Source organism: Micrococcaceae bacterium Sec5.1 (assembly GCA_039636795.1).
Lineage (GTDB): Bacteria > Actinomycetota > Actinomycetes > Actinomycetales > Micrococcaceae > Arthrobacter.
This window is the reverse complement of the sequence record CP143430.1, coordinates 332,842-358,609: the sequence shown is the minus strand read 5'-3', so window position 1 is coordinate 358,609 and position 25,768 is coordinate 332,842. Positions and strand designations below refer to the sequence as shown.

The window sequence follows — 25,768 nt, the reverse complement described above, 5'->3', positions numbered from 1 at the left end:
CAGTCCAAGCAAGGACAGGGAGTATCCGTCATGAACGCAAACAACAAGCCAGAACACATCATCCGGCACCACACCGACGCTCCTGCAGAGGGAGAAACGGAAGGCTGGGTTTCGCACGATACCGGCATCCACAGCCAGGATCCTGCCGAAGGTCCGGACATCGACGACGCCGACGCCCCGCCGTCGGGCGCTTCATAACTCCTGACTTACAGGTCCTGTCGTGTTGCGGATGACCAGATGCGGTGTCCGCACAAGGTGCGCGGGCGGCGTCGGGCCTTCCAGACGATCGATGGCACGGTCGACGGCGGCCCGCGCCAGGAGCGGGGCGTCCTGGCTGACGGAGGACAACTGGACGTAGCTAAGGCGGGCGAACTGGCTATCGTCGTAACCCAGGACGGACACATCCTCAGGGACCCTGAGCCCAGCTGCCCGGAAGCTCTCCCAGATGCCCAGTGCGCAGCGATCGTTGAAGGCAACCACGGCCGTGGGCAGGTCCTCCAGAAGCTCTCCACCAGCCCGGAGGCCGTCTTCTTCTGTGGCGCCGCCGGGAATCACCCGGGATTCGAGCCCCCGGCCAGCCATCTCTGCCCGGAATGCTTCGCGCCGCTGTGGACTCGAGACAGCGTCCCCACCGTCTACGTGGGCAATTCTCTGATGCCCCAGCGAGGTGAGATATTCCAGCGCGATGCGGATACCGGCGTCGTCATCGCTGCTGACCGAGTCCAGGGATTCACCGACGTCGTCGCGGAGCAGGCTGACCACTGGGAGCCTTGCGGCATAACCGGCTAACTCGTCCTCCCCCAGCGTTGGAGAAATCATGATCAGGGCTTCACAGCCGAGATCCAGGAGAGATTCGACGGCCCGCGATTCCGGGCGGCCGTTGGCGACGGCGCTCAGCGCGATATCGTAGCCGCGCAAAGTCGCGCCAGCGTAGGCGGCATCGACAATTTCGGCGTGGAACGGGTGGGACGTGGAAAAGCTGACGCCCAGTAGCCTCGTCCGGCTGCTGCGGAGAAGCCGTGCACGGCTATCGGGACGGTAGCCGAGTTCGTTCGCCGCTTGCTGGACTTTGAGGCGCGTGGCTTCAGAGGCTCCAGGGGCGTCCCGCATCACGATGGAAACGAGGGCGCGGGAAACCCCGGCCGCTTCAGCCACATCCATCAACGTGGGACGTTTTCCCATCATGGCCCTCCTCTGCCCGCAGTCAGTCTATAGAACGATCTAAGACGCGAACGGCTCAAAGGAGTCCTGCCCAGACGTGCGGCCGGCCGCGACTCAGACGACCGACCGCACTAGCCCGGTATCGCAGTGACGGCGCCCCGGGTGGGCCCCAGAACCCACCACATCCATCACTGCCAACTCAGCGTTGTCCGCGGACATGCGCCGAAAAGGGCAACGGCACACTACGCGGTACAACGACTTGGGCACTGGATATGTGCGTTGACCTGCGGAAACGTGACGCGGGCTTTTGGAATAATCTTCAGCATTCCCCGATCAGCGTTCTCTGGGCAACATTCCCTCGCTGTATTCCGGCGAAACCAAAGAAATCCTTCATGTACCCATCGGAGCGCGGAGCCGCTGCGCCTCGAGTGATTAGCTCAGTCGGGCTAAAGGAGACCCGGCGGAGGCGCCAATGACACCTGCTCGCTTATTCTTGGCAGTTCCCCTGTGGCTGTCCAGGGCGAAAGACTGTCTGGTCCGCCAGGATCGTCCGTTCCCACCATCAAACGGGCGGCACCGTGTTCTGTTACCGATTAAATTCATGGGTTACTCACAGGCAGGAGGCCGCGGAACGTAGTCATTTTCCCGGTCTTATCGAACTAGACTCACACGAGGAACTGCCCACGGTCCGGGTTGCTCCGGTTTTGAGGGGACGGAACGTGCCAAGTGAAGCCAACAAGCCGGGATCAGCACCAGTCCTGGATATCCACCAACTGAGAGTCGCCTACGGTGGCCGGACAGTGGTCGACGAGGTCAGCTTCCGGATTCAGCGCGGCGAGATCTTCGGCCTGCTTGGCCCGAACGGTGCAGGGAAAACCAGTACCCTCAGCGCCATCGAGGGGCTGGTTACGCCAACGTCAGGCACCCTGCTGGTAGACGGTATCGATGTCCAACAGCAGCCCCTGGCGGTCAAAGCACTCCTTGGAGTGCAACTGCAATCATCCAGTTTCCAAGCCGAACTGAACATTCAAGAGATTACAAAACTCTATGCCGGACTCTATGGTGTGAAATTCTCCCCTGAGCAGGTCCGCGAGAGCCTGCGCACTGTCGGTCTCGCCGACGGACTAGGCAAAAAATTCAAACAGTTATCGGGCGGGCAACAGCAACGCCTCGCACTGTTTATCGCCACCGTCCATAACCCCCTCCTGCTCTTACTCGACGAACCGACCGCCGGGTTGGACCCCAATCACGCCGCGGACTATGGCGACGCATCGAGGAGCTCCGCGCGGAAGGCAACAGCATCCTGCTCACTACCCACTCGATGGAGGAGGCCCAGGCAGTCTGTGACCGGGTGGCGATCATCGACCACGGAAAACTGCTCACCGAGGGAAGACCGTCGGAGCTGATCAACAAGCATAAGGACGACCCCAGGGTGCTTTCGGTCGCGCATGGAGCGCCGACACTGGAAGACGTCTTCATCGGACTGACAGGAAGTGAGATCCGTGACTAACATCGGTGTCAACACCGCGCGCCCGCCGCTTGGCCTGGCCTTCCGGTCGCTGCTTCGCGCCGATTTCCTGGTGCTGCTCAACGGTAAGACATCGCTCTTCCTGAGCATCCTCCTGCCCATAGTGGTCCTGGTTGCCAACACGGTTGGCAAGGGCCAAAGCCGGCTCGGCGGATCCAGCCTGGTCATCGGCCTGGCCCTGACGTTGGGCCTGCTCACCTCAGGCCTGTTCGGATACACGCTCGCGCTGGCCCATGACCGCGATGTCGGGGTGCTCCAACGGCTGCGGGTCACGCCTGCGCCAACCTGGATGATCATGACCAGCCGCGTCCTCGTCCAAGTGGCCACCAACCTCCTCGCCTCCGTCATCGTCGTCATCGTCGGTGTGATCGCCTACGCGCTGACACTCAACCCGGGGCAGTACCTTCTGGTCATTGCGGTCGCCATCCTCGGCGCCGCAGTGTTCCTCTCCATCGGGCAAGCCGTCGTCGGATTGGTCCAATCCACCAGCGCCATCAACGCGATCACGCGCGTACTCATGATCCTCCTGCTCCTCCTCGGCCTCCTGGGCGGAACCGGTATCCTCGGCGACACGATGAAATCGATCGCAGCCTGGTCACCCGTCGGCGCACTCATGACACTCTTCGCCGATACATTGAACGCTTCCTCATGGAGCGGCCAAGACACCAACTCCCTCCTGGCATGCATCGGTTATGTCGCCGTATGCGCCACGATAGGCGTCCGCTGGTTCCGCTGGAACTCTCGGTAAATCCACAGGCGGGGACCCAAAGAACCCGCTCCCTCTCCAGCCCGTCAGGTGCGACATCTGGCACGCGTGTTTCGGTGCTATTGGCAGGTCCTTGCACCAAACACCAGCCGACTTCTATATCCTTTGGATGGAGACGACAAGGGTAGAAAGTCCTTCCAACTGCTGCTCGTAGTGCACTTTTATGGTCAGCTTGTCGCGTCGTCGGCCGGTTCTTCCCGCATTGCCCGCAGGCTCCGGGGCCCTGGAGACGGTCGCCGCGGCTCGCGGTCACCCGCCGAGCCGCCTCTGCCCAACCACAGGATCACCCGCGATCCTATGGGCACCTTCGCCCCCGATTCCGGACTCTGGCCGGTGACGACGCCGCTAGGCCAACCGAACCCCTCCAGAGGCAGGCCGTCTGGATCGGGGCCGACCGCAACGAGTTTACTGTCCACCAGGATGGCCCTTGCTGATTCGAGGGACAAACCGACGACATTCGGTACCGTGACGTTTGACTGCCTTCCCCCTCGTCCGGCTGCCTCGCCGACCAACCCGGCGGCCGCAGCGGCCTCCACCGCGCGAGACGCCGGCGCGGCAGAGGCAGGCAGGACGGATCCGGTTGGAACGACATCGTCAAAATCTCGCCAGCGTTCCCACGCCGATTGCCGGGCGATCCCCAATCGGGCGGCGATTTCCGCCCACGACGAGCCGCGGCCACGTGCCGCATGAACAGCCGCGAGCTCCGCTTGATCCAGCAGATACCGCAACTGCCGGACATCACTGAGCGCACCCAAGGCTTCTGGGTTGCCCGGCGGAGCATCGCGGGCATCTCCGAACCATGAGCGCAGGCGCTCCCACATTGTCAGGCCTTCACTCCACGGATCCCGCTGCGCACCCATATTGTCAGGATATCCTGACGAGGCAGTCTCGTCGATGGGTCAGGCGGCGAGCACGACTCGGACCTGGCGTCCCGGCGACCTGCACTGAATCCCTCTTGATCAACGCCACCGAGCCGGTGGTTGATGGTCAGGGGACTACGCTCTGGTACGACCCGTTGGACCCTGGCAACGACAAGAAGATTGTGGTGAAACCGGCCCAGGATATGCCCCTGCGCGCGTCGTGATCCTGCGCCCCGGAAAGTGTTGCCGCAACGGCGACATCTTTTTCCTCCGCAGCGCACTTAACAGGTGTTGGAACGAGCAACTGATGCGCGCGGCAGGAGCCACATATGAACACCTTCAACCAGGTATCGGCAATATCGGCCGCCCTACCGCTTGCCGATGCGCCTGACATCCACCTCCTGTTCATGGCCAGCCTGGTTTTCCTTGCGGGCGTTGTTGGCTTTGGCAGCGTCCTGCTGCTCCTGTTGCTGACCCCGCTCATCAGGCTGGCGTTCGGGCGTCATCTTCCTCAGGGACGTGCCGGCCGGAACGATGCCGCTTAGCCGGAGTACAGCAAGAGGCAGCTAGAACGATCTAGACACCACCCGTCCAAGCATGCGAGCATGGTCGAACTAGAACGTTCTAGATGCCTGAATCGAGGAACAACAATGACGTACCTTCAGCACCCGGTCATCGAGGACCGGCCTGTCCGCATCGCCGTGATCGGCGCCGGATGGATCGGCGCATTCCACGCCGAATCCATCGCCCTGAGGATCCCGAACGCACGGTTGGAAGCCATCGCTGATCCAGTCCTGCCTGCCGTGGAAGCCCTCGCGAGCCGCCTCGGCGTTACCAAAATCAGCACCGATGTTGCCGACGTCCTTGCCGATCCGGACGTGGACGCAGTACTTATCGCCACTCCCCTGCGCTTCCATTCCGAGCTGATCGCCGCTGCGGCCAAAGCCGGGAAGGACGTGTTCTGCGAAAAGCCTGGCGGGCGGAGCATCGCCGAACTCGACTCCGCCGTCGAAGCGGCGGCGAGTGCCGGCGTCGTGCTCCGTTTTGGTTTCAACCGCCGCTACTCAACGGATTTCTCGGCCGCCCGGAAGCTGATCGACGACGGCATGGTCGGAGTTCCGCAGCTGCTCCGCTCCCTCACGCGCGATCCCGGCACGGAAGCAGGCATCAGCAACCCGGAGAGGATCGCCCCCGGCACCATCTTCCTGGAAACCCTCATCCACGATTTCGACACCCTGAACTGGCTGAATCCCGGGGCGGTCCCCGTGAAAGTCCATGCAGTCGCGGATGCCTTGGTTGCCCCCGATGCGAAGGCCGGTGGCCTGCTGGACACCGCGGTCGTCACTGTCACGTACAGCAACGGCGCCATTGCTGTAGCGGAAGCCAACTTCAACGCCCTCTACGGTTACGACGTCCGCGGCGAAGTGTTCGGCTCTGCCGGCATGGTCACGGCCGGTAGCCCACAGGCCACCAACGCCACGAGCTACACAGCCGCCGGCATCGGGTCAGACACCGCCCGCCTGAACATCGACCTCTTCCATGACGCCTACACGGCAGAGCTGGCCCACTTCGCGGACGACGTCGCCGCACGCCGCGGCAAGGTCAATCAACGCACGACGGCGGGAACCCCTGCCGCCGTTGTCGCTGCTCCCGGTGGCGTGGACGCCCGCAACGCCCTGGCGGTTGCCTTGGCCGCTTTCAAGTCAGCCCAGACGGGGCTTCCCGTCGAGGTGTCCTCGATCGCGGACCTTCGTCCAGCCGAAACGCATTCAACAGCACAGCTTCAGGCCGCAGGGCAGGGAGCATGAGCTTCCGTTTGGCCGTCTGCGCGGAGATGGTTTACGGCGATTTGCCTTTGATCGATCGTGTGCGCCGCATTCACGATCAAGGTTTCGAAGTGGAGCTCTGGGACACCCGCGGCCGGGACATCGCAGCCCTCGCAGCAACCGGCGCCAAGTTCTCCTCCATGAGTGGCTACTTCTGCGGCAGCGTCATTGATCCCAGCACTGCGCATGAAGTTCTGGCCTCCGCTGAGAAGCTGATCCCCACGGCACTGGAGCTCGGCGTCGAACGCATGGTGGTTCATCCTGGCGAACTCGGTGAAGGCGGGCGGGCTGTTCGTCCGCTCCACCGGTCCACCGGCGAGATGTGGTTGACGGGCCTCCGAACCTTGGAACAGCTGGCTGAACTGGGCCAAAAGCACGGCATCGTGTTTGCGCTGGAAAATCTGAACACAATCCTGGACCACCCCGGCATTCCCTTGGCGCGCGCAAAGGACACACTGGCGCTGGTCACAGCTGTGAACCACCCCAACGTGAAGATGATGCTGGATCTCTACCACGCACAGATCGGCGAGGGGAACCTTATTGAGCTCGTGCGCTCAGCCCAGCCTTATACGGGCGAGATCCAGATTGCCGACGTGCCGGGCCGCTTTGAACCAGGGACCGGCGAGATCAACTACCCGGCCATCGCCAAAGCACTGCGCGACGCCGGGTACACGGGAGTGATTGGCATGGAGGCCAGTGCAATCGGTGGTCAGGGCATCCAGGCGGGCGACGCAGCGTTGGCAGCCTTCCGCGCGTCGTTCTCACCCAACTGAGGGACAGCACACGTCGCTACGGCTGCCCATAGCGACATGTGCTGTCCCCTACTTGGGTCAGTACTTGATCGGTTCCATGCGGCCGCTGCGAAGGGAGATAACCGCAGCTTCGGCTATGGCCTGGGCCTTGAGTCCATCTTCCAGCGACGGCATGGAATCCGATCCTCCCTGCAAGGAAGAGACGAAAGCGGCGAGTGCCGCGGCATACGTCGGTTGCACCCGTTCGAACCACCCGGGATGCAGCCCATCGTCCACTACGGAGCCACCGCTGTACCGGGAAACTGCACCGTTCCTGTGACGACGGGCCTCCACCATCCCGGTTGAGCCCATGATTTCAATGCGTTCGTCGTATCCATATCCAGTCCGGCGCACAGAATCGATCTGCACCAAAGCACCTCCGGGCAGCCGCAACGTGACCGCGGACGTGTCGACGTCGTCGTACTTCACGATGCCGGGCTCCGCCAAAGCCGAACCCGTGGCGAAGACCTCTACCGGGTCAAGACCGCTGAGCCAGCGCGCGAGATCGAAGAAGTGCACGGTCTGGTCACGCATCTGGCCGCCTGAGGTGGCGATATAGGACAAGGGAGGCATGGAGGGGCCACGCGATGTCAGCTGGATCAGCTCCACTTTGCCGATCCGGCCTGAATCCACCACGCGCTTGAGCTCGGCGTAATCGCGATCGAACCGGCGATTGAAGTCGACCATCACCGGAACGCCAGTCTCCTGCGCGAACGAAGCGACATCGCGGGCGTGGGCGAGGTCCAGGTCGATCGGCTTCTCGCAGAGCACTGCGATGCCGGCGGCGGCAGCGCGGCGGAGGTGCCCGGCGTGCGTGTCCGTGGAGGAGGCGATGAAGACGGCGTCAATCGCCGAAGCATCGAAAACTTCGTCTAAGGCCGCGGCTACAGCAGCCCCGTGCGCGGCGGCCAGGGACTGCGCGCGTTGCTGGTCGACGTCGTAGACGAGGCGAAAATCGATGCCGGGATGGGCGGCGAGGTTTGTGGCGTGGACGGAGCCAATGAAGCCGGCCCCGATGAGCGCGAAACGGAGCTTCATCACACTGCTGCTTTCTCTGTGAGGGCGGGTTTCTCCGTGAGAGTGGCGGCCGTCCCTGCGAAGGCCGGCACTTTCCAAGCCGAGTCCTCATGATGCGATGCGGCCACGGCCTCCACGAACTGGACGCCGATCAGACCATCGATGCCGGTGGGGAAGGACAACTCACGGTCGGGAAGGGCCAAGCCGTCGCGACGGGCGCGCAGGACCTCGGCGAGGTCGGAATAGAAATTGGCGAAAGCTTCAAGGAAGCCCTCCGGGTGGCCAAGACCGACCCGCGTGAGCCGGGACGCGTCGTCGTGCAAGGTGCTGAGGCCTTGCGTGAGGATGGTCGTAGCCCCCGCCAGGTCCTGAACTTTGAGATGATGCGGGTCCTCGTGCTGCCACTCAAGGCTGCCTTTATCGCCGTAAACACGGATGCGTAGCCCGTGATTGTGGCCGGTGGCAGCCATGCTGGCCCAAACGCGCGCCGGGACACCCCCGGACATCTCCAACTCCACCGTGGCGTGGTCGAATACCCGACGTCCTGGAACCAGCGTTTTCAGGCGCCCGGCGAGGCGCTCTGCTTCCAGCCCGGTGATGTAGCGAAGCAGGTGGAAGGCATGAGTGCCAAGGTCTCCGACGACGCTCGGGAACCCCGCGATGTCAGGATTGGTACGCCAGAGGGCCTGCTTATGGCCAGACTCCTCCAGGGGCGTGGCCGCCCAGCCGGAGGCATGCTCGACGTCGGCAAACCGGATGGCGCCCAGTTCACCATTGCGGACCATGCGGGCAGCTTGGCGAACCATGGCGTAGGCCGAGTAGCAGTGCGGAACGGCGAGAATGGCTTCGTTTTCCGCAGCGATCCGAACCAGTGCGGCGGCTGTGGCTGAATCCCTGGTCAGCGGCTTCTCGCACACCACCGAGATGCCCGCTTCGAGAAAGGTGCTGGCGATGTCGAAATGGCTGTCGTTGGGCGTCGCCACCACAACCACGTCCACACCGTCTTCGCGCGCCGACTCTGCCGCGGCCATTTGCGGGTAGTCCGCATAGTTTCGGTCTTCGGGAACCCCGAGCTCGACGGCGATCGCCCGCGAAGCGCTGGCATCCCGCCCAAAGACTCCTGCCTGCAGCTCGAAATGGTCATCCAAGCGCATGGCGTAGCGGTGCGTCTTGCCGATGTCCGCGCCAACGCCTCCTCCGACCATGCCGGCGATCAGACGGCGTGTATTGGGTGCACTCATGGAGATCCTCTTTGATGTTTTGGAATTTACTTGGACCGGTCCATAATGGAGTCTGAGAAGGGGCGGCGTCAAGCCCTCTAAGCTTGGAACGAACCTGACAGACCGGAACGAGACCCCCATGCCTGATGCACCATCCCCGACCGGCGCGCCGGGAACCAAGCCAACGATTCGCGATGTCGCAAGCGCCGCGGGTGTTTCCAAGTCCTTGGTCTCCCTCGTCCTGCAGGGCTCTGCCAACGTCAGTGAGAGCCGCCGTCGTGCCGTCATGGAAGCCATGGAAAACCTGGGTTACAGGCCCAACCGACTGGCCCAGCGACTCTCCGGGCCGCGCAGCGGAACCATCGGCGTCATGCTCAACGACATCCGGAATCCGTGGTTCGTGGAACTTCTTGAGGGACTCACGGCGGCGCTGCATTCGGCGGGCGTTTCACCGGTTCTCGCCGATTCATACACTGACCAGCGGGTGGGCCGGAGTTCGGTGGAGACGCTCCTGGAGCAACGAGTGGATGGCCTAGTGGTAGTGGGAACCACCAACGAATCTGCCGCGATCGAGAAGGCTGCCCAAAGCATCCCCGTAGTCCTCGCCGGGACCCGCGAACCGGTACTTGCCGGCGTCGACATCGTGGTCAATGATGACGACGCCGGTGCGCGTCAGGCGACCGAGCATCTCATCGCGCTGGGTCACCAGCGCATTGCGCACCTTCAGGGGCCAGGTGAAGTGGGGAAGCTGCGGCGGGTCTCATTCGAACGCAGCATGCTCGACGCCGGGCTGGAACCTCTTGCGGTGCCGGGCGGCGGCATGAGCGAAGAGAGCGCCTACAGCACAGCAAGCAGGTTGCTCGCCGGCCCGGCGAGGCCCACTGCCATTTTCGCGTACAACGACGTCGCCTGCATCGGCGCGCTTTCGGCTGCAGACGACCTCGGACTTTCCGTGCCCGACGACCTCTCACTGGTGGGTTACGACAACACTTACCTGGCCAAAATCCGGCACTTGTCGCTGACATCCGTGGACAACGGAAATCTCGCCGTCGGCGTCGAGGCCGGCAAGTTCATCCTGGAGCGGCTCACAACTCCCAATCTCCCTGCGCGGCTGCACTTGGTGCCGTCCCAACTCCAGGTCCGGGGGTCGAGCGGGCAGGCTCCAGCTTAGGGCTAATACTGGCCGCGCCCTGTCCGCGCTCCCGCAGCAGCAACACCCCGGCATTGGCCGCGACGATCAGTCCGATCCCCACCCACTGCCCCGCCGCCAGGTCCTGATGCAGGATTACGGCACCGATGACTGCAGCAAACACAGGGTTGATGCTCATGAGCACGCCGAACATGTTCGCGGGGACCCGTCGCAGCGCGATTAGATCGGCCACGTAAGGCAACACGGAGGCGAAGATTCCGGCCGCCACAGCGCAGAGAACAGCCAAGCCGTCCACAGGTTGGCTGATGAAAACCACGACGGCGACAGGCAGGAACAGCGTCGCCGACACTCCTGTTGCGGCTGCTGTGCCCTGGATACCCTGCACTCTTTGGCCCACGGTCCGGTTCAGGAGGATATAGGCGGCCCAACTGCAAGCGGCGATCAGCCCCAAGCCGATCCCTACGAGATCCATGGATGCTTCAGGCCGAGTGATGGCCAGAACGCCGAATGCAGCGACCACAGCGCAGAGCGCACTGCTCTTTCGTCGCGAGCTGATCAAAGCCACGGCCAAGGGCCCAAGGAACTCGAGGGTGACGGCAAGCCCAAGGCCGATCCGTTGGATGGACGCATACAGGCCGAGATTCATGGTGCCGAACGAAACGGCGAGGAGAAGGACAGGCCACCATTGCCGCCAGCTCAGTTCCCTCAGCCGGGGCCGGACGATCGGCAAGAGAACAGCCGCCGCCACGAGCTGGCGCACCGCCACCACACCTATTGGTCCCATGACCGGAAAGGCGAAGGATGCCGTGGCGGCGCCAAGTTGGTTGGAAAGTGCGCTGGCCAGGAGGGTCGCCGCGCCCCCGGCCTTCCGGGACGGCCTTACTCCAACTGCCCTCGTATCGATCATGCTGAAATTCTGCGCCTGGGCCGTGTATCCGCTAAATGCATGGACGAGGCTATTTATGCGGTGGATGCATGAATAGGATGGACCGCATGGACGTCGAGGTGAGGCAATTACGGTGCCTCCTGGCTGTAGTCGAGGAAGGCACGTTCACAGATGCCGCCATTGAACTGGGAATGTCCCAAGCGGCCGTTTCACGCAACATCGCCGGGCTGGAACAGATTCTCGGGGTACGGCTCCTGGAACGGACCACCCGCAGCGTTGGCCTGACTCCCTCCGGCGAGCGCGTCGTCGCCAAGGCACGTCGCGTCCTCTCACTTCTGGGGGACCTCGAGAGGGAGGCCCAGTCCGGTACCGGAAAGATCCGGATGGGCTACGCGTGGTCCGCTTTAGGCGAGCACACCATGGAGTTCCAACGCCGATGGGCGGTCGCAATACCGGGCGTGGAGCTGCAACTCGTGCACTCCAACTCCCCTACCGGTGGCCTTGCCGACGGAACCACCGACTTGGCCATCCTTCGACGCCTTCCGGATGCGCCCGGCGTCGAGCATGTCCGGATTGGCGAGGAGAAGCGGTACTGCGCCATGTCCTCGGACGATCCCCTGGCATCGCGACGTTCGGTGACCATGGCACAGGTGGCCGAGCGGCCGGTCGCTATGGATCTGCGGACGGGAAGCACGACTCTTGAGCTGTGGCCGGCGGAGGGCCGGCCGGACATCGTGCCCATTAACGATGTGGATGATTGGTTGACGACAATTGGCAGCGGGGCGGCGCGGGGCATGACTGCCGGGTCGACGGCTCACCAGTATCGGCGTCGGGGCATCATCTACCGTCCGGTGCGCGACGCCCCGCCAGTATCTGTGTACCTCGCGTGGTCCACGAAGGATCCGCCGCAGAAGCGCGGCCGGATCGTGGAGTTACTGATGAGGCTGTACTCGGGATGACGGTTGGGTGTGCTTAATCAGAATGTACTTGCGTCGATGACGAAGCGGTAGCGGACATCGCTGGCGAGCACCCGTTCGAATGCTTCGTTGATCTGGCTTGCTTGAATGACTTCCACGTCTGCCCCCAGTCTGTGGGCAGCACAGAAGTCCAGCATTTCCTGGGTTTGCCGGATTCCGCCCATCCTTGAGCCACTGAGGTTGCGTCGGAATTCCACCAGCGACCACGCGCGCTGGCTCAGGGGTTTTGAGGGCAGGCCCACGAGGACCATGGTGCCATCCAAGGCAAGCAAGGACAGGTACGCATCCACATCGACGTCCGCGGAGACAGTGTTGATGATCAGGTCCAGCTGACCCTTCAGATATTCGAAGGTTGCCGGTTCAGATGTTGCGTAGTAGCTGTGGGCGCCGAGCCGGACGGCGTCCTCCTGCTTCTTCAGCGATTGGCTGAGCACCGTGACTTCGGCTCCCAAGGCCGCAGCGATCTTCACGCCCATATGGCCCAGGCCGCCCATACCGATGATGGCCACGCGCTTGCCTGGCCCGGCTTTCCAGTTACGCAACGGTGCGTACATGGTGATTCCCGCGCACAGCAGTGGGGCCGCCTCCTGGAGGTCTATGCCGTCGGGGATTCTGAGGACGTAGTTCTCATCCACCACGATGCTTGTGCTGTAACCACCGGCAGTGGGCAGACCGTCACGGCCGAACGAGTTGTAGGTGCTGGTTGCACCTTGCAGGCAGTACTGCTCCTCGCCTGCACGGCAATTGACGCATTCCCTGCAGGAATCAACGAAGCAGCCCACTCCCACGCGGTCCCCCACCGAGTGCCGGGTGACTCTGGAACCGATGGCTTCCACCACTCCGACGATTTCGTGGCCAACCACCAAGGGGTAGTTGCTGGCCCAGTCTCCACGTGCAGCATGGATGTCCGAGTGGCAGATTCCGGTGTACCTGATGGAAATCTGCACATCGAAATCGCCGGGATCCCGCCGTTCCACAGTGCCCGGCGCGAGGTCCGAGGTGGGAGAAGTGGCTACATAGGCCTTCACGGTACTTGGCACGGCATTTCTTCTTTCGGGAAACAGGAAACAGGATCAGGAGACCGGGACGAACCCAAGAGTTTTGTCCACGATGTTCTGCAGGGGTTCGCCCTGGCTGAACCGTCGCAGGTTGTCCACGAACAATTGCCCCAGATCGTCGAGGTAGTCCTCAGTGTCACCGCTCATGTGGGGTGTGATGATGACGTTCTCCATGCTCCACAGAGGATGTCCCGCGGGCAGCGGCTCGGGATGGACCACGTCCAGTGCGGCCCCGGCAATGGATCCGGAGGTCAGCGCATCCATCAGCGCGTCCGTCCGTACCAGCTCCCCACGGCCCACATTGATGAGGTGTGCCGTGGATTTCATGGCGGAAAGTACGTCAGCGTCCACAAGGCCCTTGGTGTCCTTGGTCAGTGGCGCCGCCAGCACCAGGTAGTCGACGTCGCCGACGATCCCGGCCAGGTCCCGGGAAGAATGGATGTGGTCGAACAATTCATCCCCTGGACGGCTGCTTCGTCCGGCACCGCTGACCTGCAGACCCACGGCACGGAACAGGGACGCGATTTCCCGCCCGATGGAACCAGTGCCCACCACCAAAGCGCGTTGGCCCTGGATCTTACGGGTGACCCTGTGCTGCCAGCGCTGCTGCTGTTGAAGCTTGAACGAGCCCTGCGAGTCTTTCGCAATATCCAGGACGAAGCCCAGCGCGAATTCGGCAATTGCACGGCTCAGCACTCCGCGGGAGTTCGTGTAGACCACATCGCTCTGGATGAGCTGGTCGAACAGGAGCTGGCTAACGCCCGCTGCCGTTACATGGACCCATTTCAGAGACGACGCCGCGTCCCAGTTCTCCCGCAAGGCAGGGGAAAACGAATGCCACTGGTACAGGACATCGGCACCGTCCATCGCTTCAGCCAGTCCATCGGCCTTGGTCAGTCGGACCTCGGCCAGGGCTTCGATCTCCTCCAACCGGGGCGGTAAAGCCTCCCGGTATAGTGCCGCGACAACAGGCCTCTTGCGTTCATCGGAAACCGTCATGACGACGCCGGTGCTCCCGCAGACTTGGCTGCCGTGCCGTCCAGGATTGAGCCCACGACATCAATGACATCGATCGCGGCCATAACAGCGGCAGTGAACTCCGACGTCGACGAAGGGCCTCCTACGTCGCGGGTCCCGAGGCCCTCGCGCAGTGCGGACTCGAAGGCCAGCTGCAGGTGTTCAGCAGCCTCCGGGTGGCCTAGGTGCTGCAGCATCATCGCACCCGACCACATCTGGCCCACCGGATTGGCCAGTCCCTTGCCTGCGATGTCCGGAGCAGAGCCATGCACGGGCTCAAAGAGAGACGGGAAATCGCCTTCGGGGTTCAGGTTCGCGCTGGGAGCCACACCGATGGAGCCGGTGACGGAGCTGCCCAGGTCCGAGAGGATGTCGCCCAGCAGGTTCGAGGCGACAATGACGTCCAGGGTCCAGGGTTTGAGGACCAGGTGCGCAGCCAAGGCGTCCACCAGTTCGCTGGTGAGCGTCACGTCAGGGTAGAGGCGGGTGGTTTCTTCCACGACCTCGTCCCAGAAAGGCATGGTGTGGATGATGCCGTTGCTCTTGGTGGCCGAGGTGAGGTGGCCCCTGCGGGAGGACGCGAGCGAGGCGGCGTAGTGCGCGGCCCGTGATACTCCCAGGCGGGTGAAGATGGTTTCCTGGACCGCGGTTTCGTGGGGCAGCCCGCGGTACATGCGTCCGCCGACCTCCGAGTATTCCCCTTCGTTGTTTTCACGCACGATGAGGATATCGATCGGTTCCTTGTTCGCCAGCGGCGACTTCACGCCGTCGAGCGTTTTTACCGGACGCAGGTTGATGTACTGCTGGAATTCGCGGCGGATGGGAATCAACAACCCCCACAGCGATTCAGCATCGGACACCTCCGGGGAGCCCACGGCACCCAGGAAAATGGCGTCATGCTGCGCCAGCTGCTCCAGGCCGTCCACCGGCATCATGCGTCCGTGCTGGGCGTAGTAGTCAGATCCCCAGTCGAAGTGCGTGAACTTCAGGTTGATGGAGTGGATTTCAGCGATTCGTTCCAGGGTTTCGATGGCCGCGGGGACCACTTCCTTGCCGATACCGTCGCCGGCGATGACCGCGATTTTGTGGGTAGTCATGATGCGTTCCGTTCTGAGGTGCCCGTCAGCTGCTGCCAGCGGGTGGCGGGCTCCGCCAGTTTGATAATGGTGCTCTTGGGCTCGGTCATTTCGCGGACGGCGTGCTTGACGCCTTCACGGCCCACGCCGGACTTCTTGAACCCGCCAAAGGGCATGGAGTCGATCCGGACATCGCTGGTCTCGTTGATGACCACAGCCCCCACGTGCAGCTTGTCCGCGATCGTCAGGGCCAGGTCAATGGATTCGGTGAAGACACCGGCCTGGAGCCCGTATTCGGAGGCATTCGCCGCGTGGATGGCGTCAGAGATCTGGATGAAGGGCATGATGCTGACCACGGGGCCAAACACTTCTTCAACGATGACGCGGGCGTCTGCCGGCACATCGGTGAGCACGGTTGGTTGGTAGAAGGCGCCGTGGCGCTGACCGCCCACACGAACGGTGGCGCCCGCCGCTTTGGCTTCCTCCACCCAGGCCTCCACCCGGCGGGCCTCCGCTTCGGTGATGAGCGGACCGACGTCGGTGCTGCGGTCCATCTTTGCTCCGACGCGGATCGCGCGGGTCCCCGTGAGTACCTTTTCAACGACTTCGTCGAACAGCGAAATGTGGACGTAAACGCGCTGGACGGACAGGCAATTCTGGCCGGCCACACCGAACGCCCCGGCGACGATCGCCTCAGCAGCGGTTGCCGGTTCGGCGTCGGCGCAGACGATCGTAGCGTTGTTGCCGCCCAGCTCCGAAAGGATCTTCTTGGCGCCAGCAGCGGCAGCAATCCGGTCCGCCGTCGCTGGCCCGCCGGTGAAGGAGATGAGGTCCACCTGGGGGTCGGTCACGATCGCTTCGGACACCCCCGGTCCGGACACGATCGCGGCAATGCGACCAGTCGGAACACCGGCCTCAAGCAACAGCTGGACAAAAGCCAGCCCGGTCAGCGGTGTGCGGCCTGAGGGTTTAAGCACGACGCCGTTGCCTCCGATCAGCGCCGGGCCCAGCTTGTGTGCCACGAGGTTCAGCGGATCGTTGAAGGGCGTGATGGCGGCGATGATGCCAACGGGTTTCCGGCTGTACCAGCCGATCTTGTTGGCTCCGGCCATGCTGTCCTCAAAGCCGAGAGTCTCCCCCACGAGTTCACTCGACGCTGCCGCCGAAAGCCGCAACGTCTCGATGCACCGGCGCACTTCACGCTCGGCCTCGTTGATGGTCTTGCTGCTCTCCGCGGCAATAATCTCCGAGAAGCGGACCGACTGCTCAGCCACGAGCACCGCGGCCCTTTCCAAGGCCTCTCGGCGTTCCCGCAGAGGCCATTCATCATCCAGGAGGTGGCGGTGAATATGGGCAACCGCCCGACGGACATCCTGCGGGGTTGAAGAACACACAGTGCCCAGCAGCAGGCCGTCTTCAGGGTCCCGGACTTCCAGGATCCTGTCAGCGGTCTCCCACAGGCCTTCGAGGAACGCACCACCGGGAAGCGCCGCAACGCTTGCCCGCCTGTAGGCCGTTTCCTCAGCTGTTTTTGGGCGCGCTCCAGTGACGGTTGTTGATGAACTCATGGGAACCTTTACCTTGCCTGGCTAGCGGAATGTCTACTTGATACGGTCGATGATCTTCGCGGCTCCGCCAATGAACGGCAGGAACCATGGCGGGCCGAAGTGGCCGGGCACCGGCGGGTTCTTCAGGTCTTCCCACACATTTGCCGACTTGTCGCCAGCCATGTAGTGGGCCATCCGCTTACCCATGTGGGCCGCCATCTGAACACCATGGCCGCTGTAGCAGAGGGAGTAGAAGAGGCCGTCATGCTGGCCGGCATGGACCATCTGGTCCATGGAGAGATCCACCAGGCCACCCCAGATGTAGTCCACCTTGGCCTTGGAGAGGTACGGGAAGAGCTCAGTCATGGCCTTGTGCAGGATTTCGGCGCTCTTGACGTCCGAGTCCGGGCTGGACAAAGCGAATCGGGCCCTACCACCAAACAGCAGCCTGTTGTCCGGCGTGATCCGGAAGTAGTAGGTCAGCATCTTGCTGTCAGAGGCCTGGCGCCTGTTGGGCAGGATACGGTTCACTACCTCTTCAGATAGAGGCTCCGTGCAGATGATGAAGCTGCCCACCGGGATCACGCGACGCTGCAGCCACGGGGTGACGTTGCCGGTGTAGCCGCTGGTGGCGACCAGGACCTGCTTGGCCCGGGTAATTCCACGGGTGGTGTGCACATCGTGCACTGTCCCGGAGACCTTGTTCAGTTCGGTGACGGATGCGTTCTCGCAGATGGCCGCGCCGTTGTCGATTGCCACCTTCGCCAGGCCGTGCACGAACTTCCCTACGTGGAGCCCGGCACCCAGCGGATCCATCATGGCACCCTGGTAGAAGTCCGTGCCGATTTCGCTGTGGATCTCGGACTTGGGGATGACCTTTACGTGGTGGTCGACCAGGTTGGCGAGCAGTTCCTGGGACTTCAGGAAGCCGTCGTAGTGGGACTTGTGGAACGCTAGGGAGAGCTTGCCGAAGCGCTTGAAGTCGCAGTCGATGCCGTTGTCGTGCACCAGTTTCTCGATGGTTTCGATCGCGTCGTTGTATTCGCGGAACATCTCAACCGCACGCGGAGCCCCGTAGCGCTTGACTGCCGTGCTGAAGCCAATGGCCAAACCGGTCGTAGCCATTCCCCCGTTACGGCCCGAAGCACCCCAGCCAACGGTGTGGCGTTCGAAAACGGCCACGCTGGCGCCCTGCTTGGCGAATTCAAGGGCTGCTGACAGCCCGGTAAAACCGGCACCGATAATCGCAACATCAACGTTTTCCGGGACCGGAGTGCGACGGTAATCGCCGGAAGGCTCTGCAGTATCGAGCCAGTAGGGAACAAGTTTCACGGTATGACCTTTCGCCTGGAAGTCTGTTTAGAGACCGAGGTGCTTGTTGAGCTCGTCCAAGGACGTAACAGTGTTGAGGTCGTAGCCCTGGCCAATGGGGTCATAGCCGCGGTCCAGCATCCAGAGGTTGCGGAAGCCCATGTCGTGCATCGGGTGCATGTCGTACCGGGTGTGCGAGGAGACGTGCAGGAAGTCCTCCGGCTTGGCGTTCAGGGTATCGAGCATGTACTCAAAAGCCTGGTAGCGCGGCTTGTAGGCCTGGGCCTGCTCAGCGGTGAACACGGCGTGCCACTCTGCACCGAGCTTGGGAATACTGATGTCCAGGAAGCTGGTGTCGGCGTTGGACAGAGCCACAAGCTGGTAGTTATCGCCCATGAGCTTCAGCGGGGCCGGCACGTCCTCGTGGGCAACCCAGCCGCGGACAGCCTCAGCGAACGCTGCGCCGGCACCTTCGGTGGGCCCAATGCCCCAGCGCTTGCACACGCGGTCAAAGGAATCCTGAAGGATCGCCTCATACGGCTTGTAGTCGCCCAGGACCTCGTCGAAGCGGTAGCCACGGAACTGCTTCTTGAACGTAGGCCACTGCTCTTCGGAGATACGTCCATCAAGCAGCCGCCGGGTTGTGGGATCGATGTCGAAGTTGATCAGCGTGCCGTAGACATCGAAGGAGATGTACTTCGGCCGGAAGTTGGTCTCTGCCATGGGGTTTCCGTTCTTTTAGGGAGATGGAAGGGGAGGCTTGTGATTCGACTCTAGGGGGGCAAATTGTAAATTGTCAACAGTTTCTAGGCGGTATTTAGAACGATTCTCAACCAAGGACCTAACTGAAAAAAGTTTCTGTCAATTGTTGACAATCTACTGTTGAGGGGGTTGCATTGCAGTAGATGACGGAGAGATCCGGATCACATTACAACCTAGAACTTCTCCCTCCCCCGTGACCAACTCCCTCGAAGGGAAGCACCATGAAGATTCGAACCAAGGCCCAGACTGCAGCTGCAGGACTTGCCGTACTACTCGCACTGAGCGCCTGCGGCGGAACAGCCAACAGCAGCGATACGCCAGACAGCAAGACTTCAAACACCACTGACATCTCCGAGGGCGTCCAGCCCGACGAAAAGGCCGTGAGCCTCCTGCCGGCATCTTATAAGGACAAGGGCGAGCTGACGGTCGCGATGGACCTGCACTACCCGCCGACGACGTTCCTTGCCGAGGACAACTCGACGGCGATCGGCCTGAACCCGGACATCGCCCGCCTGGTGGCCAAGAAGCTCGGCCTGAAGCTGAAGTTCCAGGACACGAAGTTCGACACGATCGTCCCTGGTCTTGACGGTGGCCGCTACGACTTCACCGCCACGACCATGTCAAAGACCGATGAGCGGTTGAAGGTCCTGGACATGATCGACTACTTCAAGGCCGGCAACTCGGTGGCCGTGGCCGCGGGTAACCCGCTGAAACTCACCAACGAGACGCTGTGCGGTAAGAACATCGCCGTCACCCAGGGCTCTACCGGCCAGCTCAAGCGGCTCCCGGCCCTTAACGAGCAGACCTGCACCTCCAAGGGACAGCCAGCGATCAACGCCGTGACGCTGCCCAACGTCCAGGAAGCCCTGACCCAGCTGGCGTCCAAGCGCATCGACGGTATCTTCTACGACACAACCTCCCTCGCCTGGGCCGAGAAGCAGCAGCCGAAAGCCTTCACGATCCTGACACCGCAGGTTAACGTTGGCTCCAGCGACCTCACCGCTATCGGCGTCAAAAAGGGATCTGCCCTGACTCCCGCCCTCCAGGCCGCCATCCAGTCGGTCCTGAACAGCCCGGAATACAAGAAGTCCCTCGCCAACTGGGGCCTCGAGTCCGGTGCCATCACGGACGCAAAACTCAACTAGGAGAGGTGCTCCCATGGTGCAAACCATCAGTAACGGAAGCAAACCGACAATGAACGGAATCGATCCGGCACTCAAGCCCCGTCTTCGTCGCAGAAGTACTTTTGAATACGTCGCTTGGGTGGTTTCCATCCTGCTTGGCGCGGGCATCCTCTTCTCGGTCTCCACCAACCCCAATTTCAAGTGGGACGTCGTGGCCAAGTACTTCACCCACGAATCGATCCTCCGCGGGCTGATGCTCACCATCTTCCTTACGGTCGCCAGCATGGCCTTGGGCACCCTCCTCGGCCTGGTCATTGCCATCATGAGGTCCTCGAAAGTCAAACCGATCGCGGCCACAGCGGGCGTTTTCATCACCCTGTTCCGCGGTACCCCGGTGCTGGTCCAGCTGATCTTCTGGTTCAACATTTCGGCCTTGTACCCGAACCTGACCATCGGGATCCCGTTTACCGACATCGGTACCGCGATCGACACGAATGCACTCATGGGCCCGATCACCGCAGCCTTGGTTGGCCTGACGTTGAACGAAGCCGCATACATGGCAGAAATCATCCGCGGCGGGTTCTCCTCGGTGGGCAAGGGACAAATCGAAGCCGCGGACTCCCTGGGAATGAGCGCCGCTACGAAGATGCGCAAGATCATCATTCCCCAGGCCATGCCCTCGATCATTCCGGCTACCGGCAACCAGGTCATCGGAATGTTCAAGGAAACATCCTTGGTCAGCGTCCTGGGTGTTGCGGAACTTCTCCAGAGCGCCCAGCTCATCTACGCACGCACCTACGAGACCATCCCGCTGCTGATCGTCGCGAGCCTCTGGTACCTGGTAATGACGTTGGTGCTGAGCTACCCGCAGTCCAAGCTCGAACAGAAATACTCCCATACCTCCGCCCGGGTTCCCCGCAAGGCCAGGAAAGTCCAACTGACAGCGCCGGAAGGAATCGCACGATGAGCAACGACGGCACGATCCAAGCCCGCCGAATTCGTAAGTCCTTTGGGCACAAGACCGTTCTCCACGATATCGACCTCGATATTGCCAGCGGTGAAATCTGCTGCATTATCGGACCCAGCGGTTCCGGCAAGTCCACCCTGTTGCGCTGCATCAACGGCCTGGAGACCGTGGACTCCGGAATCCTGAAAGTCAACGGCGATGATTTCGGCTACTACGAGACCGACAACGCTTACCACGCGCTGCCCCCCAAGAAGCTTGCCCAGCAACGTACACGGGTAGGCATGGTCTTCCAGCAGTTCAACCTGTTCCCGAACATGACCGCCCGCGAGAACGTCATGTCAGGCCCCGTGCTCGTCAAAGGTGCCGACAAGAAGGAATCCTCCAAGCGCGCCCAGGAACTGCTGACGAGCGTGGGCCTCGGCGCTTTCGGCGACCGCTACCCGGCCGAACTTTCCGGCGGGCAGCAGCAACGCGTGGCCATCGCCCGGTCTTTGGCCATGGATCCGGAAATCATCCTGTTCGACGAACCCACCAGTGCCCTTGACCCCGAAAAGGTAGGGGAAGTCCTGGCTGTCATGCAGGACCTCGCCAAAAGGGGCATGACCATGGTGGTAGTCACCCACGAGATGGGCTTTGCCCGCGAAGTGGCCGATTCCCTGATCTTCATGGACGAGGGCTACGTGGTGGAACGCGGCGACGCCCGGGAAATCCTGAAGAACCCCAAAGAAGCACGCACCCAGGCCTTCCTGAAGCAGGTGCTCTAAGCGATGGATGGAAAACTCGCCGTCATCGGCCTGGGCAGCATCGGAAGCATGGCACTCTGGCAGGCCTCACGGTTGTCCGATTCCGTGGTCGGCATCGAAGCACACGCCCCCGGGCATGGCCGAAGTGCGGTAGGTGGTGACACCCGCCTGTTCCGGATGCTTTACAGGGGAAGGCCGGACTACTACCCCATCCTGGAGCGCTCACGGGATCTCTGGGCCGAGCTCGAAGCAGAAACGGGACAGGATATCCTCACCCGGTGTGGCGGACTCTCCATCGGCACAGTTGATGGACCCTACATTCCCAAGCTGCTGGAAACTACCCGGATCAACGGAGCGAGGCACCAAATCCTCACTCGTGAGGAAATGGCGGAACGCTACCCGCAGCACAACCTCCGGGCTGATGACGTAGCCGTTTACGATCCCTTCGGCGGCGCACTTCGCACGGATCGGGCAGTTACCGCGGCGGTTGCAGCGGCACAGGCAAACGGGGCAACCGTCCTCAGCAATACTCCTGTCAGCAGCATCACCGAAACCAACGACGGCGTTGTCGTCACCTCCGGCGAACAGTCCTGGACCTTCGAACGGGTGATCATCGCATCCGGTGGGTGGTCCCAGCAGCTCATGCCCGAGTACCTGAAGGCACACACGGAAACCCGCAGGATTTTCCTGAGCTGGTTCGTCGCCCGCGACGCAACCCAGTTCACGCCGGAGAAGTTCCCCATCTTCATCAGGATTTCCGGCGATCGCTCCATGTATGGAGCGCCCGCGGTGGACGGCGTCACCGTTAAAGCCACGCTTGATGGCCGCGGGGCACCAACCCCGGCTGCAGACTCAGTGCCCAGGGAGCTGACCAAAGCGGAGATTGCAGAAACCACTGAGACGATTACCGAATTCTTCCCGGGCTTGGTTCCCAGCATCGTCCGCTCGGATGCCTTCCCGGACCTCTTCACCTCGGATTCGCAGCCCCTTCTGGGCTTCTTCACTGAGTCCGGCCGGATCTACTCCGCCACCGGTTTCTCCGGAGCCGGCTTCAAGATGGCTTCCGGCTACGGCCAGATTGCTGCCAGCGAGGCACTGGGCAAGGGCGGCTTTGACGGCCTGGACTTCGTCCGTCCACAGAGGTTCAAGAACTAGGCATCACACGATTCGCGGGCTAATGACCCGCGAATCGCGTATTGTTGACAATCTACAGTTACTAAGAAAGTATGAAGCCATGGCAACACTTAGCCCCATCCTGAAGCAGGCCACTCCAGTGGTCGTGGACTACGCGTCCGGTAGTTGGATCCACGCCACAGACGGCAAGAAGTACCTGGATTTCACCACCGGAATCGGCGTCACCAGCACCGGACACTGCCACCCCGATGTGGTGGCCGCAGCCCGCGAACAGGTGGGCAAGATTGTCCATGCCCAGTACACCACCGTGATGCACAAGCCCCTCCTGGAACTCACGGAACTGCTGGGTGGCGTCCTGCCACAGGGCTTGGACAGCGTCTTCTACGCAACCTCCGGCTCTGAAGCAGTAGAGGCCTCCATCCGTCTGGCCCGCATGGCCACCGGACGGCCCAACATCATCTCCTTCCAGGGTGGGTTCCACGGGCGCACAGTAGCGGCCGCCTCCTTGACTACCGCGGGAACCAAATTCCGCTCGGGGTTCTCCCCCATCATGGGTGGCGTGCACGTTGCCCCGTTCCCGCACTGGTACCGGTACGGCTGGGACGAAGCCACCGCCGTCGAATTCGCCCTGAAGGAACTCGACCACCTTCTGATGACCATCAGCGCCCCCAGCGATACGGCCGGTTTCATCATCGAACCGGTTCTGGGTGACGGCGGGTACATCCCCACCCCTGTCGCATTCCTCCAAGGCCTGCGTGAGCGCGCCGACAAGCACGGCATCGTGCTCATCCTGGACGAGGTCCAGGCGGGAGTCGGCCGCACCGGCAAGTTCTGGGGACACGACTGGGCAGGAATCAGCCCCGACGTCGTGATCACCGCCAAGGGACTTGCCAGCGGCTTCCCCATCTCCGCAATCGCCGCCTCCGCCGACTTGATGGGCAAGGCTTGGCCAGGTTCCCAGGGCGGAACCTATGGCGGAAACGCAGTCGCGGCAGCAGCCGGCGTCGCAACTTTGGGTGTGATCCGGCGCGAGAACCTCGTGGAGAACGCCTTGCTCCGCGGTGACGAACTGCGGGCAGGACTGGACAATCTGCAAGCGGAATTCGCAGGAATCGGCAACGTGCGTGGCCGCGGCCTGATGCAGGGCGTCGAATTCACCGCCGCCGACAACACCCCGGACGCAGCAACTGCCCTCGCCGTCCAACAGGCCGCCATCAAGGAAGAACTCCTGCTCCTCACCTGCGGTCCGCACGGCAACGTTATTCGCCTCATCCCCGCCCTGAATGTCAGCAGCGATGAAATTCAGCAGGGCCTGTCCAAGTTCACGCAGGTGCTCAAAACGGCCACCTCCTAGTCCCCCTGATCACTGAAAGAGCGACCATGACTACCTCCTTTGATCCCTCCACCATCCCAACGGACCTGTTCATTGACGGAACGTGGCAGAAGGCCGCCAGTGGTGCCACCTTCGCCGTTGAAAACCCTGCCACGAACGAAGTGATTGCCCACGTTGCCGACGGCGGCCCTGAAGACGCTGCCTTGGCTATTCAGGCAGCGGGTCGCGCACAGGCGGAGTGGAGCAAGTCCACACCTCGTCAGCGTGCCGATATCCTTCGACGCGCTTTTGACCTGGTGATCGCCAACACCGACCGGCTCGCCGCGATCATGACGGCGGAGATGGGCAAGCCACTCCCAGAAGCTAGGGGCGAGGTAGCCTATGGCGCCGAAATGCTCCGCTGGTTCTCGGAAGAAGCAGTCCGCATTGGTGGTGACAGCGCCAGCTCCGTGGATGGAAACACCCGCATCCTCATTACCAAGGAACCAGTTGGCCCCTCTGTCCTGGTGACTCCGTGGAACTTCCCGCTCGCCATGGGTGCCCGCAAGATCGCCCCGGCCGTTGCTGCGGGCTGCACCATGGTGTTCAAACCTGCTGAGCTGACACCGTTGACGTCGCTGGCTCTGGTGGCCCTGTTCAAAGAGGCCGGCCTTCCCGACGGTGTGCTGAATGTTGTGACAACCTCCACTGCCTCCTCGGTGGTTCGGACCTGGACTGACAGTGGCATCGCCCGAAAGATCAGCTTCACTGGTTCCACGGAAGTGGGCAAGGTTCTGCTGAAGCAGGCGGCGGACAACGTGATGCGCTCCTCCATGGAGCTCGGCGGCAACGCCCCGTTCATCGTGCTGGCCGATGCAGACATCGAAAAGGCCGTGGACGGTGCCATGAAGGCCAAGATGCGCAACATGGGCGAGGCTTGCACGGCAGCAAACCGCTTCTTCGTCCACCGCTCCGTCGTAGAGGAATTTGGCGAGAAGTTCTCCAAGAAGATGTCAGAATTGCAGGTAGGCAACGGCGCCAAGGCTGGTACCGACGTCGGGCCCCTCATCGAACAGAAGGGCTTGGAAAAGGTCGAAAGCCTCGTTGCAGATGCAGTATCCAAGGGAGCACGCGTACTGACCGGCGGAAGCCGTCCGGATGGCCCCGGCTATTTCTACACCCCTACTGTCCTGGTGGATGTCCCCACGGACGCCGCGCTGATGAGCACTGAAATCTTCGGTCCGGTGGCAGCGATCACCGCATTCGACAGTGAGGACGAAGTTCTCCGCCTGGCAAACGATACTGAGTGGGGCCTGGTGGGATACGTGTTCACAGAGAGCATGGACAAGGCACTGCGGTTCTCCGCGGAACTGGAAGTCGGAATGGTCGGCCTGAACACCGGCCTGGTTTCCAACCCCGCGGCACCGTTCGGCGGCGTCAAGCAATCCGGACTCGGACGCGAGGGCGGAAAAATTGGAATCGAAGAATTCCTGGAGTACAAGTACACCGCAATAGCGGTCTAATAGTTTCAAAAT

25 protein-coding genes are annotated in these 25,768 nt (G+C 62.2%); 14 read left to right on the top strand and 11 right to left on the bottom strand.

What is annotated here, in order from left to right:
- Window positions 1-30: 30 nt before the first annotated feature.
- Window positions 31-198, top strand: coding sequence for a hypothetical protein (locus VUN82_01790; protein ID XAS72618.1), 168 nt, complete (start codon window positions 31-33; stop codon window positions 196-198).
- On the opposite strand, the gene VUN82_01785 is transcribed toward VUN82_01790, so the two are convergent.
- Window positions 193-1,185, bottom strand: a complete 993-nt coding sequence (locus VUN82_01785) for a LacI family DNA-binding transcriptional regulator (protein ID XAS72617.1) — start codon at window positions 1,183-1,185, stop codon at window positions 193-195. The genes VUN82_01790 and VUN82_01785 overlap by 6 nt on opposite strands.
- Before the next feature lie 695 nt (window positions 1,186-1,880).
- Between VUN82_01785 and VUN82_01780 the strand changes: the two genes are divergently transcribed.
- Complete coding sequence (locus VUN82_01780) at window positions 1,881-2,567, top strand: ABC transporter ATP-binding protein (protein ID XAS72616.1); 687 nt, start codon at window positions 1,881-1,883, stop codon at window positions 2,565-2,567.
- Between the two features lie 96 nt (window positions 2,568-2,663).
- The gene (locus VUN82_01775; protein ID XAS72615.1) at window positions 2,664-3,437 is read left to right on the top strand and encodes an ABC transporter permease; all 774 of its coding nucleotides are present in this window, start codon (window positions 2,664-2,666) and stop codon (window positions 3,435-3,437) included.
- Between the two features lie 185 nt (window positions 3,438-3,622).
- Here the strand turns inward: VUN82_01775 and VUN82_01770 are convergent, their stop codons facing one another.
- On the bottom strand, window positions 3,623-4,315 hold the full coding sequence (locus tag VUN82_01770) for a PASTA domain-containing protein (protein XAS72614.1): 693 nt from the start codon (window positions 4,313-4,315) through the stop codon (window positions 3,623-3,625).
- 329 nt (window positions 4,316-4,644) lie between these two features.
- Between VUN82_01770 and VUN82_01765 the strand changes: the two genes are divergently transcribed.
- The 3 genes from VUN82_01765 (at window position 4,645) to VUN82_01755 (ending at window position 6,914) form a co-directional block, all read left to right on the top strand.
- Window positions 4,645-4,860 carry a hypothetical protein gene (locus VUN82_01765; GenBank protein ID XAS72613.1) on the top strand — a complete coding sequence of 72 codons (216 nt, stop codon included), beginning with the start codon at window positions 4,645-4,647 and terminating at the stop codon, window positions 4,858-4,860.
- A gap of 105 nt (window positions 4,861-4,965) precedes the next feature.
- A complete protein-coding gene (locus VUN82_01760) occupies window positions 4,966-6,123 on the top strand; it encodes a Gfo/Idh/MocA family oxidoreductase (GenBank protein ID XAS72612.1) in 1,158 nt (385 codons plus the stop codon).
- Window positions 6,120-6,914 carry a TIM barrel protein gene (locus tag VUN82_01755; protein XAS72611.1) on the top strand — a complete coding sequence of 265 codons (795 nt, stop codon included), beginning with the start codon at window positions 6,120-6,122 and terminating at the stop codon, window positions 6,912-6,914. Before VUN82_01760 ends, VUN82_01755 begins: the two co-directional genes overlap by 4 nt.
- Window positions 6,915-6,971: 57 nt before the next feature.
- Here VUN82_01755 and VUN82_01750 read toward each other — a convergent pair whose 3' ends face one another.
- Together VUN82_01750 and VUN82_01745 are read right to left on the bottom strand one after the other, a co-directional pair.
- A complete protein-coding gene (locus VUN82_01750) occupies window positions 6,972-7,970 on the bottom strand; it encodes a Gfo/Idh/MocA family oxidoreductase (GenBank protein XAS72610.1) in 999 nt (332 codons plus the stop codon).
- Window positions 7,970-9,190, bottom strand: a complete 1,221-nt coding sequence (locus tag VUN82_01745; protein ID XAS72609.1) for a Gfo/Idh/MocA family oxidoreductase — start codon at window positions 9,188-9,190, stop codon at window positions 7,970-7,972. Before VUN82_01745 ends, VUN82_01750 begins: the two co-directional genes overlap by 1 nt.
- 118 nt (window positions 9,191-9,308) lie before the next feature.
- On the opposite strand from VUN82_01745, the gene VUN82_01740 reads away from it, so the two are divergent.
- Window positions 9,309-10,340 (top strand): LacI family DNA-binding transcriptional regulator, encoded by a 1,032-nt coding sequence (locus tag VUN82_01740; GenBank protein XAS72608.1) that lies wholly within the window; start codon window positions 9,309-9,311, stop codon window positions 10,338-10,340.
- On the opposite strand, the gene VUN82_01735 is transcribed toward VUN82_01740, so the two are convergent.
- Window positions 10,255-11,226 (bottom strand): EamA family transporter, encoded by a 972-nt coding sequence (locus tag VUN82_01735; protein XAS72607.1) that lies wholly within the window; start codon window positions 11,224-11,226, stop codon window positions 10,255-10,257. The genes VUN82_01740 and VUN82_01735 overlap by 86 nt on opposite strands.
- Window positions 11,227-11,312: 86 nt before the next feature.
- On the opposite strand from VUN82_01735, the gene VUN82_01730 reads away from it, so the two are divergent.
- Window positions 11,313-12,164, top strand: a complete 852-nt coding sequence (locus tag VUN82_01730; protein ID XAS72606.1) for a LysR family transcriptional regulator — start codon at window positions 11,313-11,315, stop codon at window positions 12,162-12,164.
- A gap of 17 nt (window positions 12,165-12,181) precedes the next feature.
- Here the strand turns inward: VUN82_01730 and VUN82_01725 are convergent, their stop codons facing one another.
- The 6 genes from VUN82_01725 to VUN82_01700 are packed head-to-tail and all read right to left on the bottom strand — an operon-like array spanning window position 12,182 to window position 18,914.
- Complete coding sequence (locus VUN82_01725) at window positions 12,182-13,222, bottom strand: NAD(P)-dependent alcohol dehydrogenase (protein ID XAS72605.1); 1,041 nt, start codon at window positions 13,220-13,222, stop codon at window positions 12,182-12,184.
- Window positions 13,223-13,255: 33 nt separating this feature from the next.
- Entirely contained in the window at window positions 13,256-14,239 is a 984-nt protein-coding gene (locus tag VUN82_01720) for a D-2-hydroxyacid dehydrogenase (protein XAS72604.1), read from the bottom strand.
- Window positions 14,236-15,354 carry a tartrate dehydrogenase gene (locus VUN82_01715; GenBank protein ID XAS72603.1) on the bottom strand — a complete coding sequence of 373 codons (1,119 nt, stop codon included), beginning with the start codon at window positions 15,352-15,354 and terminating at the stop codon, window positions 14,236-14,238. Before VUN82_01715 ends, VUN82_01720 begins: the two co-directional genes overlap by 4 nt.
- On the bottom strand, window positions 15,351-16,901 hold the full coding sequence (locus VUN82_01710) for an aldehyde dehydrogenase family protein (protein ID XAS72602.1): 1,551 nt from the start codon (window positions 16,899-16,901) through the stop codon (window positions 15,351-15,353). The genes VUN82_01715 and VUN82_01710 overlap by 4 nt, the downstream gene beginning before the upstream one ends.
- A 33-nt stretch (window positions 16,902-16,934) precedes the next feature.
- Complete coding sequence (locus tag VUN82_01705) at window positions 16,935-18,212, bottom strand: FAD-binding oxidoreductase (protein ID XAS72601.1); 1,278 nt, start codon at window positions 18,210-18,212, stop codon at window positions 16,935-16,937.
- Window positions 18,213-18,239: 27 nt separating this feature from the next.
- The gene (locus VUN82_01700) at window positions 18,240-18,914 is read right to left on the bottom strand and encodes a haloacid dehalogenase type II (GenBank protein XAS72600.1); all 675 of its coding nucleotides are present in this window, start codon (window positions 18,912-18,914) and stop codon (window positions 18,240-18,242) included.
- A 260-nt stretch (window positions 18,915-19,174) separates the two neighbouring features.
- Here VUN82_01700 and VUN82_01695 point away from each other — a divergent pair, with 260 nt between their 5' ends.
- From VUN82_01695 to VUN82_01670, 6 genes are all read left to right on the top strand, one after another.
- Complete coding sequence (locus tag VUN82_01695; protein ID XAS72599.1) at window positions 19,175-20,098, top strand: ABC transporter substrate-binding protein; 924 nt, start codon at window positions 19,175-19,177, stop codon at window positions 20,096-20,098.
- A gap of 13 nt (window positions 20,099-20,111) precedes the next feature.
- On the top strand, window positions 20,112-21,044 hold the full coding sequence (locus VUN82_01690) for an amino acid ABC transporter permease (protein ID XAS72598.1): 933 nt from the start codon (window positions 20,112-20,114) through the stop codon (window positions 21,042-21,044).
- Window positions 21,041-21,808: an amino acid ABC transporter ATP-binding protein gene (locus VUN82_01685; GenBank protein ID XAS72597.1), complete on the top strand. Its 768-nt coding sequence runs from the start codon at window positions 21,041-21,043 to the stop codon at window positions 21,806-21,808. Before VUN82_01690 ends, VUN82_01685 begins: the two co-directional genes overlap by 4 nt.
- A gap of 3 nt (window positions 21,809-21,811) precedes the next feature.
- On the top strand, window positions 21,812-22,942 hold the full coding sequence (locus VUN82_01680) for an FAD-dependent oxidoreductase (GenBank protein XAS72596.1): 1,131 nt from the start codon (window positions 21,812-21,814) through the stop codon (window positions 22,940-22,942).
- 79 nt (window positions 22,943-23,021) lie between these two features.
- Entirely contained in the window at window positions 23,022-24,275 is a 1,254-nt protein-coding gene (locus tag VUN82_01675) for an aspartate aminotransferase family protein (GenBank protein XAS72595.1), read from the top strand.
- A gap of 26 nt (window positions 24,276-24,301) precedes the next feature.
- Window positions 24,302-25,756: an NAD-dependent succinate-semialdehyde dehydrogenase gene (locus VUN82_01670; protein XAS72594.1), complete on the top strand. Its 1,455-nt coding sequence runs from the start codon at window positions 24,302-24,304 to the stop codon at window positions 25,754-25,756.
- Window positions 25,757-25,768: the final 12 nt, after the last annotated feature.

Bases quoted from the DNA above. Each gene is read 5' to 3' on its own strand.
- VUN82_01760 (XAS72612.1), top strand. From the start codon at position 4,966: ATGACGTACCTTCAGCACCCGGTCATCGAGGACCGGCCTGTCCGCATC.
- VUN82_01710 (XAS72602.1), bottom strand. From the start codon at position 16,901: ATGAGTTCATCAACAACCGTCACTGGAGCGCGCCCAAAAACAGCTGAG.
- VUN82_01685 (XAS72597.1), top strand. From the start codon at position 21,041: ATGAGCAACGACGGCACGATCCAAGCCCGCCGAATTCGTAAGTCCTTT.
- VUN82_01750 (XAS72610.1), bottom strand. From the start codon at position 7,970: ATGAAGCTCCGTTTCGCGCTCATCGGGGCCGGCTTCATTGGCTCCGTC.
- VUN82_01735 (XAS72607.1), bottom strand. From the start codon at position 11,226: ATGATCGATACGAGGGCAGTTGGAGTAAGGCCGTCCCGGAAGGCCGGG.
- VUN82_01720 (XAS72604.1), bottom strand. From the start codon at position 14,239: ATGACGGTTTCCGATGAACGCAAGAGGCCTGTTGTCGCGGCACTATAC.
- VUN82_01785 (XAS72617.1), bottom strand. From the start codon at position 1,185: ATGATGGGAAAACGTCCCACGTTGATGGATGTGGCTGAAGCGGCCGGG.
- VUN82_01690 (XAS72598.1), top strand. From the start codon at position 20,112: ATGGTGCAAACCATCAGTAACGGAAGCAAACCGACAATGAACGGAATC.
- VUN82_01770 (XAS72614.1), bottom strand. From the start codon at position 4,315: ATGGGTGCGCAGCGGGATCCGTGGAGTGAAGGCCTGACAATGTGGGAG.
- VUN82_01675 (XAS72595.1), top strand. From the start codon at position 23,022: ATGGCAACACTTAGCCCCATCCTGAAGCAGGCCACTCCAGTGGTCGTG.
- VUN82_01715 (XAS72603.1), bottom strand. From the start codon at position 15,354: ATGACTACCCACAAAATCGCGGTCATCGCCGGCGACGGTATCGGCAAG.
- VUN82_01730 (XAS72606.1), top strand. From the start codon at position 11,313: ATGGACGTCGAGGTGAGGCAATTACGGTGCCTCCTGGCTGTAGTCGAG.
- VUN82_01790 (XAS72618.1), top strand. From the start codon at position 31: ATGAACGCAAACAACAAGCCAGAACACATCATCCGGCACCACACCGAC.
- VUN82_01700 (XAS72600.1), bottom strand. From the start codon at position 18,914: ATGGCAGAGACCAACTTCCGGCCGAAGTACATCTCCTTCGATGTCTAC.
- VUN82_01680 (XAS72596.1), top strand. From the start codon at position 21,812: ATGGATGGAAAACTCGCCGTCATCGGCCTGGGCAGCATCGGAAGCATG.
- VUN82_01670 (XAS72594.1), top strand. From the start codon at position 24,302: ATGACTACCTCCTTTGATCCCTCCACCATCCCAACGGACCTGTTCATT.
- VUN82_01745 (XAS72609.1), bottom strand. From the start codon at position 9,190: ATGAGTGCACCCAATACACGCCGTCTGATCGCCGGCATGGTCGGAGGA.
- VUN82_01740 (XAS72608.1), top strand. From the start codon at position 9,309: ATGCCTGATGCACCATCCCCGACCGGCGCGCCGGGAACCAAGCCAACG.
- VUN82_01755 (XAS72611.1), top strand. From the start codon at position 6,120: ATGAGCTTCCGTTTGGCCGTCTGCGCGGAGATGGTTTACGGCGATTTG.
- VUN82_01765 (XAS72613.1), top strand. From the start codon at position 4,645: ATGAACACCTTCAACCAGGTATCGGCAATATCGGCCGCCCTACCGCTT.
- VUN82_01695 (XAS72599.1), top strand. From the start codon at position 19,175: ATGAAGATTCGAACCAAGGCCCAGACTGCAGCTGCAGGACTTGCCGTA.